General features: G+C 50.8%; 10 protein-coding genes. 5 read left to right on the top strand and 5 right to left on the bottom strand.

Annotation, left to right across the window (positions count from 1 at the left end; all coding sequences use genetic code 11):
• Nucleotides 1–292 precede the first annotated feature (292 nt).
• A complete protein-coding gene (locus IE224_RS19810) occupies nt 293–727 on the bottom strand; it encodes a DUF7673 family protein (protein ID WP_191313133.1) in 435 nt (144 codons plus the stop codon).
• A gap of 289 nt (nt 728–1,016) precedes the next feature.
• Between IE224_RS19810 and IE224_RS19805 the strand changes: the two genes are divergently transcribed.
• Together IE224_RS19805 and IE224_RS19800 are read left to right on the top strand one after the other, a co-directional pair.
• Nucleotides 1,017–1,610, top strand: a complete 594-nt coding sequence (locus tag IE224_RS19805) for a VPLPA-CTERM sorting domain-containing protein (protein ID WP_191313131.1) — start codon at nt 1,017–1,019, stop codon at nt 1,608–1,610.
• A gap of 333 nt (nt 1,611–1,943) precedes the next feature.
• Nucleotides 1,944–3,128 carry an HNH endonuclease gene (locus IE224_RS19800; protein ID WP_191313129.1) on the top strand — a complete coding sequence of 395 codons (1,185 nt, stop codon included), beginning with the start codon at nt 1,944–1,946 and terminating at the stop codon, nt 3,126–3,128.
• Here IE224_RS19800 and IE224_RS19795 read toward each other — a convergent pair.
• The 4 genes from IE224_RS19795 to IE224_RS19780 all read right to left on the bottom strand — a co-directional run bounded on the left by IE224_RS19795 (nt 3,118) and on the right by IE224_RS19780 (nt 7,980).
• Nucleotides 3,118–4,146: a DNA adenine methylase gene (locus tag IE224_RS19795; protein ID WP_191313127.1), complete on the bottom strand. Its 1,029-nt coding sequence runs from the start codon at nt 4,144–4,146 to the stop codon at nt 3,118–3,120. The two genes, IE224_RS19800 and IE224_RS19795, sit on opposite strands and share 11 nt — an antisense overlap.
• 7 nt (nt 4,147–4,153) lie before the next feature.
• Nucleotides 4,154–5,857, bottom strand: a complete 1,704-nt coding sequence (locus IE224_RS19790) for an N-6 DNA methylase family protein (protein ID WP_191313125.1) — start codon at nt 5,855–5,857, stop codon at nt 4,154–4,156.
• A 295-nt stretch (nt 5,858–6,152) separates the two neighbouring features.
• Nucleotides 6,153–6,821: a ParA family protein gene (locus IE224_RS19785; RefSeq protein ID WP_191313123.1), complete on the bottom strand. Its 669-nt coding sequence runs from the start codon at nt 6,819–6,821 to the stop codon at nt 6,153–6,155.
• Nucleotides 6,822–6,909: 88 nt separating this feature from the next.
• Nucleotides 6,910–7,980: a replication initiator protein A gene (locus tag IE224_RS19780; protein WP_191313121.1), complete on the bottom strand. Its 1,071-nt coding sequence runs from the start codon at nt 7,978–7,980 to the stop codon at nt 6,910–6,912.
• Between the two features lie 436 nt (nt 7,981–8,416).
• On the opposite strand from IE224_RS19780, the gene IE224_RS19775 reads away from it, so the two are divergent.
• The 3 genes from IE224_RS19775 to IE224_RS19765 all read left to right on the top strand — a co-directional run bounded on the left by IE224_RS19775 (nt 8,417) and on the right by IE224_RS19765 (nt 11,493).
• Complete coding sequence (locus IE224_RS19775) at nt 8,417–9,703, top strand: DUF3987 domain-containing protein (RefSeq protein ID WP_191313119.1); 1,287 nt, start codon at nt 8,417–8,419, stop codon at nt 9,701–9,703.
• Nucleotides 9,704–10,074: 371 nt separating this feature from the next.
• The gene (locus IE224_RS19770; protein WP_191313117.1) at nt 10,075–10,992 is read left to right on the top strand and encodes a hypothetical protein; all 918 of its coding nucleotides are present in this window, start codon (nt 10,075–10,077) and stop codon (nt 10,990–10,992) included.
• Between the two features lie 57 nt (nt 10,993–11,049).
• The gene (locus IE224_RS19765) at nt 11,050–11,493 is read left to right on the top strand and encodes a hypothetical protein (RefSeq protein ID WP_191313115.1); all 444 of its coding nucleotides are present in this window, start codon (nt 11,050–11,052) and stop codon (nt 11,491–11,493) included.
• Nucleotides 11,494–11,701: the final 208 nt, after the last annotated feature.

The raw sequence follows: 11,701 nt of genomic DNA, 5'->3' as shown, positions 1-11,701 counted from the left end.
TTCGCCACTCGAGGCGAAGCCCAGGTAGCGCTCCAGGGCGTCAGTATCGAGCTTGCGACTTTCGACGTCGAAGCAGTTCTGGACGCCTTGGGGCGCGCGGCGCAGGAATGCGAAAAATGCGGTAGACAAGCAGTTTTCCTTCAAGGTTGTAGGTCATGAGGGGCAGTGTTTAGAGGACATGGCTCGCAACCGGAATTCCTGAAATCAAAGGTTTGATTCCTCCAAGGCTTACCGACGTAAAACGGCTGACAGAAGCCGTGGTCTTGTTCCAGAGCGCCGGACTATCGAGAGATCAAAGCTCTTCGCATTCCTCAGGCGGGATCCTCTTAAACTGGCGTGGGTAGTCTTCGGCCAGACCCTCGAAGATCTCGCTCCCACGGGTGGGCGCCTCTGGCGTGTTGAGGAACTCGTGGGGCCCTCTGCCCGTCACAATCCGCCCCCACATGAGGGCAAAAGCGGCCGTCCGCAGGTCCGGATCGAGATAGTACAGCTCGCCTGGATCATAGGGGAATCGACTCCCATTGTAGGCATTGAGCAGGACCTGGGCGGCCCGCGATGCACTTCCCGTCCCGCTGTGAAGACGGGTCAGGGCCAGCAGGAGACCAACGGCAGCGGCATAGTCGCCGCGCTCATAGATGCCGGTGCGGCCTTGGAAACGCGCGCGCTTCTGAGCGAAGACCTCAGCGTCAGTGAGGGGGGCGGCATCGTCTAAATCGAAAGGAGGCATGGGATGTCCTTTGCTTGGGCCATGTCTGGCGGGTGTGCAAAGAACATTGGTTTGTTGGGGATATCAGGAAAGAAAATCAGGCCCTCTTAGACGATATCGATCTTGCATCTTTGCCTTGCAGGCGATGAGCAGGCTCGACCTGCAAAAAACAGCATGGTAGAGCAGAGCGAAGATCACGAGACTGTGATCTTTATCATCAAGAGTTCAGGCGAGTTGGGTAACCATGTTTCTTAAAATATCGACGGCCATTGCATTTTGCTCTCTGGCGATGGCTGCACAGGCTGCGCCAGTGGCCTATGACTATCACAGCATAACATGGGACACCTCTGAGGATTTTGAAAAATACTCATCGGGAAGACTTGGAAGCAATACATTCAACGGCTTTTCAATTGATTTTTCTGGGGGATCATCTAACAGTCCTGGTGTCTGTTTCGAGAGTGTTTACTGTCCCACGAAGGCACTTGTGGAATGGGATGAGGGAGAGGGCGCACGAAACCTCTTAGGCTTCTCAGGCGCCACGAAATATGTTGGGTTCCTGCTGGATACTTTTTGGGACAATGGGTATCCGGAACCGCGCACTGATCTCCCGGATACGTTCCAGATTGTAGTGGAGGGGGTTTCCGGTGTATTCAAGACAAGCCTCACCCCGACTGCTCCAGAATATTTGGGATTTTTTGACTCGGCCGGGTTGATCTCGATTTCCATTCTCAATTTCGGCAGCGAATACGAAAGTGGGAGCGCAATGTGGAATTATGCCATCGATGATGTCATCACAGGGACGGATGTTGCTCCCGTGCCTCTGCCTGCTGCCGGAGGCTTCCTTCTTGCCGCTTTGAGCAGCTTGGGCTGGCTGACCAAGCGCAGAAAGCAAAGCGCCGCCTGATGTAGTCACGCCCTGGTAGCCTGTGCCGCAACACCGCTGCACAGGCTGTCGGTGATCAGGAGGCAGATCTCAAAATTTGGGCTCTCCGGCTGCAGCAACCCTAAGATGATCCACCGCACCCGTAACGAAGGGTGAACATCGGATAACAGGTTTTATGGGGTGCAACCCACAGTAGAAATACATCCTCGCAGGTGTTGTGCAACCAACTTCGCCGAATGGCTTATCACTTCCCGACGCGGGAAGATGTGATGGAGCCTCCACGCCTGGCCAAGCTGATAGAACGTCCGTGTTCTTCCCAGAGCGGAACGCAGCAAGTTCAGATGACTACTAACCTTGATTCAGTGTATCGTCCTGATTTTAGCGGCGAATCAAATTCAAGATCATGATAAAGGCGAGATGGTGAAAAACGTTTCAGAGGCTATATTTAGGCAAATCACTCCTGCAGACTATTTCAACATCAATAAGCAGCCCGGCACAGAAGATGGAGGTGGAGGACAGTCATATATTGATGTCCCGGTGAGGAACGTAGACATACCTACGTGGCACTCTTTCTTTGACGATATTATTCCACAAAGTACAAGAAGCGGACCCCTCTGGTCTGTTAATATTAACAGCTTAGGAGGATTGGGCAGCCAAGAAGTTGAAATAGGGCAAAGAAGAGCTGCAAGCGTAAATATAAGGTCACAGAAACTATTCAGCCGCGCCAGTAATAGAGTTTTTGCTTGGCATCCTGACAAAGGAGGGTTCCCTCGCGCTCCTGCAGACATGTCTTCAGCTGAAGATCCACGTGTTATTGAGCTTACCGCGGGTGTTCGAGTATTCTTGTTAAAAACAGATAATCATGAATACTGGGCAGGTTGGCTAAAAACGGAAGAAATTGAGAGATTGTCCGCAATTGACCAGCGCTTTGAGGTCATGCTTACTGAGCCAGCCGGACATATAAATTTTGAGCCCACAATAAAACTTGATATTTCGAGCCTAAAAGATCCATTTGGTCTGCATCCACCAGCTTCTGCTGAGGTAGAAGGGACAGGTAAAGGAGGGAAAACCACTACCAAAATAAAAGCGCCCTACAACGCAAAATCTGGCCGCACCGAAGATGCAATAGCGGCGGAGTTGTTTCAAGATGATGCTACCTCAGAAGAGGTAAAGAAAACTAAAAAATTTGTAGAAGTATTTGATCGAAACCGCAAATCAGTTAGCGCGCTTAAGCAGCTTTACAAAACATGTCAAATAACTGGCGAAAAATTTGTCTTCAATAAAAGTAATGGTGATCCATATTTAGAAGTTCATCATCTTATCCCTTTAGGGGAAGGTGGGTCAGATGATCCAGCCAATCTTGTTGTGGTAAGTGCGCATATGCACAGAATGCTACATTATGCTGTCGTCGAGGGGATTGATCTGAAAAAAATATCGAATGGCCGGCTGAGTTTCACGATCAATGGAGGTAAATACACAATCACATGGCTCCCAATGCATTATAAAATAATAAGTAACGCGAATGCACCTACCTCTTAATGTGGAATAGGTATTCCATAACTGTTCCACCCTGTCCCCCGGCATTGCTTCTGAATCGCATGAACGGAAACTTTTCGAGTGTGACTTCACCTACTTCAGAGAAAAGATCTAACAATTGCTCTTCCGAAAGGAGACCATCTTCGCTGTAGCTTATCATGAATTGGTCGCACTCTACGGAATCGAAAATGGAACGGAAGGCATTTCGGATTTTAACCTTTGAGCAGAAATCAGAGTACTGATCACGCCATGGCCTCAAGCCGCTGACGCCTACCGCTTCCGGCGCATCGCCACGAGCAATTGTTTCGATGATATGATAGTTGGCCGCGTATTGCCTCTTCATATAAGGGGGATCAATGTAGCATAAATCTGCTTTCACCAAAGGGGCTATTTCTTCGGCGGGACCCTGATATACTATGTGATCAATACGCTGCTTTCTCATGAATATCGTTGGGCGTAGCTCAAGTCGCGATAAGGATCCGTTTCCCCATTTCGATCTGTGGTGGCCGTACGTTCCAGCAATATTAGCTACTCGGTTGCTCGCAAGAACCAAATCATGACGCAAAAGAGAGTTCTCAGGTTCAGACAGAACCCCATTCGCAACCCAATCATTGAGCTGCGCGGTTATGGCGTCGATGTGCGCAGCATTGGGGCTGCTGAAGTATTTGCGTGGCTTCTGTCCATTTCCCGGTTGCCCATCCGGAGAGTACTCTTTGAAGAAGTGACCTTCGATAGGCCGGAGCTGATTTAAGTAGTCCAGAATGTTTCTGTAGCTGCCAATGCCTACCTCTTTGAACGTTGGATCTTCAGGTATACATAACCTTACTCGCGCATGGTGCGCGGAGAACGTCATGAGGTCTGACGCAATGACGCGGTAGCCTGACTGCGCAAGAGCCTCAGAAACAGAGGCCGTTCCACACATCAAGTCAGCGACAGTAGCGCCAGTTGGTACTGCTTTCTGGAAGGAATCCAAAAGTATCGGCAGAAGCCGAGTCTTATTTCCGATGTATCTATATGACATAATTTTCTTATAATATTATTTCAGAACCAATAGCGTGGCTGTCGAAGTCACTGAGTGCGCGCATTGGTTCAAGATCTTGCGCACTACAGATGACCTCCTTTACCCATCTAAGGTCTGAATGATCCAGGCGATACATGCCTGCAATCAATCCCTCTATTTCAAGATCGAGGGCTTTGCACTTCCCACCGTTTTGTAAATGGACCTTGACCTTTTCCGCTATTACCTCCGCCTGACGCCATATTTGACTTCCTGGCGATGGAATAGGAATAGGAAGCTCCTTTAGAGACTTGGGCGTGACATACGGATGTGAGCGCCATTCATTCTCACCCGACTTCCGCAGGTGATACGCAAACATGATGCGTGAGGATAGTATGCCCAACGTGTAGTATAGAAGGAACCGGTGTTGGTGGTTCTTTGGAACATAATGAAATACCACCTGATTGGTGGCAGCCTGCCGTTTTGTGACAGTAGCTTTTAGGCCGACTCCCGTCTTTCGTATTAAAAGCCGTTCTTGTGAATAAGCTTCAATGCACTTGTAGTTAATTCCCGGAACGTTCATCTTGATCTGTCGGGAACAAGATAGGACATATCTTCCTATATCCTCTCCGACTATAAGAGGCATAAAGCCAGCCTGTTTCGTATCAGTCACCTGAACAATGCTCTGTTGCAGCATTGCTTCGGAATTATCAACGTGTCCACATCCTCGACATGTTACTTCTCTGGGGCGGGTAGGAGCAGGAAGTGCATGGTCGCAGTTCCTACAAATTCTTACCAGCCCGCGTTTTGAGAGCTCTACGCCTCTTCCGGAAACGAAAAGGTCCGTCCATCCGCCTCCTAAGACTTCGATCTTGTCCAGGATGTTTTTCTCAGTCTCGCGAACGTCAATATCCCAGCGACATTCCTTATCAGTCAAGAACCGCTGTTGGGATATATAATGACGCTCCTCCGTCCTTATCTCTTGTAGGCTGCAATTTCCTGATAACACAGCGTCTCTTTTCGATTTGGACAAACGGAACACCTCAACTCTCTGAGCCGATTTTGGTTGTTCCTTCCGAACCAATAAGACGGTGGTTCCTCGATAAACGCCTCTGAAAATTCCTTCGCCAAGGCGGGCAATTAGTTTAATCGAGTAATGCTGCGCAAGCAGTCGTCTGGTTGGAGCATGCTCTGGAGAAAATATGGCGTCTGGCAAAATGAAAACTGCATAACCGCCTTCGTGAAGCGCTTGCATCGACATTTCGACAAACAGAGACCAACTGTCGAATTGACCGGTGGCGAGGGAATAGCCCAGAGTCCTCAACTGATCTGCTGAATGCAGTAAGTCTGCACCCCAAGGTGGGTTAGATATCACCGCGCCAATTCGTCTTCCGTCAATAGCGTGCGGCAAAAATGTTGAAAGCAACATGTCACCGGTTTTGATAGAAGAACGGTTTCCAAGGCGCTTCCGAGCTGAGCTGCAAGCCTCGGCATCAATATCTGCTCCTATGAGATGTGCATTGGGAAGGTGGTTTTTGGCCGCATGCAGGAGTTCTCCATCCCCGCATGCAGGATCAAGGATACATCCGTCCCATTGCGGTCCAAGATACTCTGCAAGGAGATTTGCCGACCAAGCTGCCAAAAACGATGGGGTATATACCTGTCCCTTTTCAAAGCCTGTGGGCAAGCTAAGTGAGGCGCCATCTGAGTGAGCAGGTGTTTCAGTTATAAACATGTGCGTTTCCTACCCTCAAGAAGAACTCTTTGAGGAAGCCAACTTCTTATATTCTTGCCAAATTCGTTCGATGAACTGGCCCTGCGTTAGTCCCTCCCGTTCAGCCGCCGCTGCGATTTCCTCACCAATTTCTGGTAGCACCTTGGGGTGCAACTGATAGGTTCGCGGGCTTGGCTTCCGGCCTGGCTTCTTGCGCGGAGTTCGGTCGAGAAAGCCTCTTGCTTCTCCTACTTCGTCAACGCGTCGGACCTCCTCTGCGGTTGTGTCCTTTGGCCGGGCCTTCAGGCCTGGCAGCCTATTTGAGCCGCTCATAGACAGCCTCCGCGAATTCCCGCGCATTTGCGGCAGCCTTATCGACCTTGCCCCCAGTAACCATTTTGGGATCGCTCATCATCGAGGTGAGATCGCCGCCGTACGCGAAGATTTCTGAGAAAGCTGCTCGTGCCACCAGTGACGGCTCGATGAGGTCTATCCCTGCTCCGCGCAGCTGCTCCTCCAGTTCCTTTTGAACCCGACTTTTTACAGCAGCGCTTGTTTTCGTCAGTACCACAGCGTGGCGGATTGTGCGGCCAAGGGCTTCTTCCTCCTCTCGAACCAACGCCAATGCCTCTGAGCCAATTTCGGCGTCCAATGCAGTTGGCTGCATGGGCACAAGCACCAAATCTGCTTGGGAGATTGCGCGGCTAACAAGCTGTGAAGCGACGCCCTCGAGGTCCACAATTACGATCCTGCCATCCCCATCAGCCCTTCGGATCATTGGGACAATTTCAGACCGGCCGATGTCACTGCGGAGCACAATGCCTTTAGGGACACCACGTGATGCCCAGCGACTGAGAGACTTATTCGGATCACAGTCCATGACCGTAACCTCAACCCCCATCCGGGCGAACTCTGAGGCAAGGAGCACCGCGCATGTGGATTTTCCAACCCCGCCTTTGGGGCTCGCCATGACGATGACAGGCATTGTTCTCACCTAATATATGTACCGGTTTTATATCTCTTACCGGTTTTATTTGCAATACCGGAAATGTTTCCAATACCAGTTTTTAACCTCATGGTCTGCCGCGCTTGTTCTGCCAGCTCTTACAGAAGCCCAAAAAGCTGCGCTCAGGGCTTCGCGGAGCCTCACCTTTCTTACCAAGCCAAGTTCGCCACTGCCTCTCGATTTGTCGCACATCCCAGCCAACGGCAATCTTCCGCGCGTCGTGATAGACGTCCGGATTAAGGTGGCCGGTCCAGGCAGAGGGGACAGAAACTTCGATCATGCTACCTCTATTCCGGAAGATGACCTGATCAGCTTCGGCGTCATGAAAAATGTGATAATCAGGCAAGTGATCAGTAAGCGCCATTTCTCGGATCGTGTGTCTGAAGCGCTTTAATTCGGTGCGCGCTCCAGTGCGGCCCAAAAGCTTGTCGAGCCCTATTTTCCAACTTTCCGAGTGTCCGCAGAATTTACGAGCAATCTCATAGATACGACGTTCTATGGGCTTCCGGAGCCGAAAATAATCCGGATGCAAAGTAAGAACCTGGTTGCGACGAATAGAATTGAAGATCCACTCCGAAATCGTGATCTCAGCGAATAGGATGCGGCCTTCACTTCCATGTTTACGCCTTATCTTTGCCTTCTCTATTAGATGAAATGATCCGGTTTCCTCTTCATCCCCAAGAGGGATAGAATCCTCAAAGCCTGCCGTGGTGATATTGGTTTTAACCACCGTGCCCATTAGCCGATCCAGACCCTCGCAAAATGCGTCGTAGTCTTTCCCACCGGTCCCTCTGTTGGTGAACATCAAGAGGTCGCGTGGGTTGAACCGTATCTCGCGCGAAACCTTCTCCCCACGGTTCAGTGCTTCCATGACCTGAGAGACAACGTAAATCAAAATGTCCTTATCATAGATGGTCGCTTGGCCTTTCGCGCTGGGTATTACTTCCAGCCATTTATCACCATGTTGATACCTCCGGATGGTCGTATCAGGCTTCTTGCTCAGGGCGTAAAACGGATGCTCCATCTTGGGTATCAAGTCTTTTAGAACCGCATCCGCGACGTCGCAGACGAAAAAATCACGCTGCGGGTGGCGATCTGGCAGAAGGGCGTCCAGTGGATTCGGGGTATCAGGAACCATTGCTGATCTTTCGGGGTATTAGGAACCGATGTCAAGGGTTCGGGGTATCAGGAACCAAAAGACGGAGAACGGGAACTGGAATTCGGGGTATCAGGAACCGCAACGAGAATTATTTCATTTCATATCAAAGACTTAATAGCATAATTCTGGTCCTTAACACAAGATCTAACACATATCTAACACCTGGGCTCATAGTCATCAGAACCTAATGAGCCATTGAACCCAAAAGTGCAGACGCTGTGCTGACAAGCTGAAATCAACTAACTACTTGAAGACGCTTTGAAAAACCTATCCTTGCCGACGCTTTCGGCGCCCTCTCCCTAAGGAACTATGAAAATCTACTCCTTATTGTTTCCGTAACCTCTGCAATGAACCCTTTTATTGCCTGCCACCCACGAACAGTGGCCTCAAGTATGGAAATATAAAAGGATAATTGATGACAAAGAATATTAGAAGAGGTGAACTGAATTATGTCAAATTGCTGAAAGATAAAAACAGTCTTCTCGACGCACTTACAGGAATGAGCCCTGATGGGTATGCTTATCTGAAAGGACTGTTAAATTACACCGGATCATCCTCTTGGGAAGGCATAAAAGCAGTGCCGCCCGGATCATTTCTGGAAGATATAATCGAACTCTTCCGTTGCCAAACAGATATCCCCTTAGAACTTCCACTCGTCGCCGTTCTTTGCCACGTATCAGGTTTCCTGAATGCTGTAGGAGCACAATACGAAATAGGTGGTTCCCTCCAAGCGCCTCGCCTGTGGATCATCGCCCTGGCATCGTCTGGATCCGGGAAGAGCTACGCAATCAAAACTGTTGGCCGCTGGTTATCTGATGCAAGTGGTAATGATGCTGTTCCCCAGCTGTCCGGTGCCTCATCCGCTGCACAGTTTGTGGCAAACGTCGCGCAATGTCCTCGCGGCATCTGGTTCCGGGACGAATTTGGGCAATTTATGAGCCAAGTCCAGAACCTGCAATACATGGAGGAGATCAAAGACATACTTCTCCGGGCCTACTCTGGAGATCCTATTGAGCGTAAGACTAAGGAGGTTCAGATCGAGGTCAGGGAGCATGCGCTTACTATTCTCGGGGTGACAGTCGAAGACACATTCGAGAAGCAGATTGGAGCAGAGTCTTTGGTCGATGGTTTCGCCCAGCGTTTCAACTATATCCACGCCAAAGCCGACCCAGAGCGACCACTTTCCAAATTTCCGATTTATTTCGAAAACATGGACAGCCCGGAAATCCAAGTACCGTTTCAACGTCTCCGAAAGACATGGCTTCACCTAATTGGCCGCAATGATCTGCCCGATGCGGTTTTCAGATTCGATGAAGATGCTCTCCAGCTTTTCAAGGTCAATTTTCGGAGCTTGTTTGAGGAAGCCAACATTCCTGCAAGCTTCTTCCGTCGAGCCATGTTCTCAGTCTTCTCGTACGCTGTTGTTTTTCATGTAATCGCAGGACGCATGGGAACAACCGTCGGAACCGAAAGCGTCTCGCTGGCGCTGCGCATGGTCGCCCTTCATCTGGATCATGCGCGGCAGCTTCTCGACGGCTACGGCCTGTCTGAACTGGAGAAGGTTGTTCGCAAAGTCGAGGTTTTGCAAAAAAGGTATGTGACGCAGGGCCGCGAACTGAAAGCCCGTGACATTATCTCCGGTGTCCGTGAAATAAAGACAGCAGGGCAAGCTTACTCGATCTTAGATCTCTTGAACGGATAATTCCTCGCTCTACCGCGCCTTGGGGCGTCCCCCAAGGCCGGTGCAGATGCATGGTTGCTGTACGCCCATCTCCAAGCCCTGCAGCGGCATCTGGACTGCACTGCGCTTACACAAGGCCCGACAGGCTCTCCTCGCCTCTGGCGTAGTGATCGAGCGCCAGGGGACCTCGAATTATCTTGGGATGCATCCATAGGCGCCGCAGTGCGAAGTGGCTCCAACGGCATCGGAGCACGGAGATGATCTTTTAAGAGGGATAATCAAAATACAGCACTTTATATCTCTTGCCCCGCAGGGCCCGCCTTTTTCTTCGAAAAAGGGTTAGCGGGTTAACCGTTTTTTTGAAACGGATAAAAAGCTCTATCTTCCAGAACATGAGCAGTATTGAAAATAAAGGCCGGTCAGGGGCTGTGCGACAAAAACTCCTGAGATGGGTCGATCTGGCAAAAATGGAAAAACATGGCAGACGCGATGACATCAGCAGCCAGCGCAGGAAAGTCCGCGATGAATCTCCTCTCTATTTCGGCGGATCAGATCTAAAAGATCTTCGTAATGCTCACATGCAAGGCGTAAAGACATCGAGCAAAGGAGCCTGTATTCACGCGATCGTCCAGTTTCCGAGTAAGCTCATTGACGGTTGCGACCCTGGCCAGCAGTTCAACATGCTCGTGCACGCCCGGAAGTTCCTGAATGAATACCACGGTGGCGATGCCGTATTCGCAGCGCGTCTCGACCGCGACGAAGCCGGGAGACATACGGTCGATGTTTTTCTTATGCCGCGCTACGATTATCACTACAAGGATGGGAGAATCTTAAAAAAAGCATCGGTTTCAAAGTTCTCGAAGGAGGAGGCCAAGCGGCGCTATGGCCGGGATGACCGGCGGGCTCAAGGATCCGCGCTGCAGGACGCCTGGTACGAGTATATGCGCGCCGAGATGGGGCTCGACGTCCGGCGACCGGAGCGCAAGAAAGCGTTCGCGGCGGACCGGGTAGAGCCCGAAGTCTATGGTCTCAAACAGGATCAGGCGGCGCATGCAAAAGCTGTCGAAGCGGAACGGGGTCGGATCAAGAAAGCATGGATGAGGATCTCCCGCACCAAGCGCCGTAATGATGAGGTAGCCCAGGAGCTCCAATTACAGTCGGTTGCACTGGAGAAAGAGCGCCGATCTTTGCGAGACGTGATGTCCTCTTTTGCGGAACTTGCCGGAAAACGTGGCGAGTTGGCGAAGGTCAGAGCGGTGGAAAACCTGATGAAGTTTTTGAAGCCGAGAGAAAATCAGAAAATCAAATAATTTATTTCCGTGCATCGCAAAGAGAGCCATTTCCTGAGTAATGCAGGAGAAAACAATATGGCTTATATTTTCGGATCCCTTGACGCTGCCCCACCAGCCGTCCGCGCGGCTTTTGCCTCTTTGTCGGAGGGGAGAACAAAAGCAGAGATCGATGCAGCACGGCAGTATAATGCAAAGACTTTGAGGGCTCTAAGGGTCTTGGCAGATCATGTCTTCGAGCTCATGCCCGAAGCCTCGCTTGCTGACTTCCGCAGGAGTATTCGTGAACTGAGCGAACAGCACGGAAATCCGGCTTACCCCTTTGCGGCATTTGTTCACGCGGTCGTCTGGACCGCCATTTTCGAAGCCGACAATGAGATGAGGAGCCAGGACAACGACGAAGATGCGGGGCCGATGTCGGTGTCCGAACTGCAATTGCTGTTCGGAGAGATCCGCGAAGAGCTGACTCTGGCCGAAGCATCAAATCACCTGAGAAGGAAAGACCGTGATCTGATGCGGTAACACGGAGCATCATGAATGAAGTGCAGGCACGATCCCGGTGCAAACGGCGGGTCCGTGCCTGCTCTGGATCAGGGCCAAATCGGATTGAGCACCCAGTCGCTGATGATCTGGCGCTGCTCGTAATCAAGCCTGCCGACGTCCAGGACATCGAAGTCGAAGTCGTCATTGGAGCGGCACCAAACAGACGCGAAGAATCGCGCCAGAACGG

This window comes from Paracoccus aerius, assembly GCF_014656455.1.
Lineage (GTDB): Bacteria > Pseudomonadota > Alphaproteobacteria > Rhodobacterales > Rhodobacteraceae > Paracoccus > Paracoccus aerius.
This window is presented reverse-complemented; position numbering and strand designations above follow the sequence as displayed.

Coding starts and splice junctions, on each gene's coding strand:
- IE224_RS19810 (WP_191313133.1), bottom strand. CDS start 727: ATGCCTCCTTTCGATTTAGACGATGCCGCCCCCCTCACTGACGCTGAG.
- IE224_RS19795 (WP_191313127.1), bottom strand. CDS start 4,146: ATGTCATATAGATACATCGGAAATAAGACTCGGCTTCTGCCGATACTT.
- IE224_RS19790 (WP_191313125.1), bottom strand. CDS start 5,857: ATGTTTATAACTGAAACACCTGCTCACTCAGATGGCGCCTCACTTAGC.
- IE224_RS19785 (WP_191313123.1), bottom strand. CDS start 6,821: ATGCCTGTCATCGTCATGGCGAGCCCCAAAGGCGGGGTTGGAAAATCC.
- IE224_RS19780 (WP_191313121.1), bottom strand. CDS start 7,980: ATGGTTCCTGATACCCCGAATCCACTGGACGCCCTTCTGCCAGATCGC.
- IE224_RS19775 (WP_191313119.1), top strand. CDS start 8,417: ATGACAAAGAATATTAGAAGAGGTGAACTGAATTATGTCAAATTGCTG.
- IE224_RS19770 (WP_191313117.1), top strand. CDS start 10,075: ATGAGCAGTATTGAAAATAAAGGCCGGTCAGGGGCTGTGCGACAAAAA.
- IE224_RS19765 (WP_191313115.1), top strand. CDS start 11,050: ATGGCTTATATTTTCGGATCCCTTGACGCTGCCCCACCAGCCGTCCGC.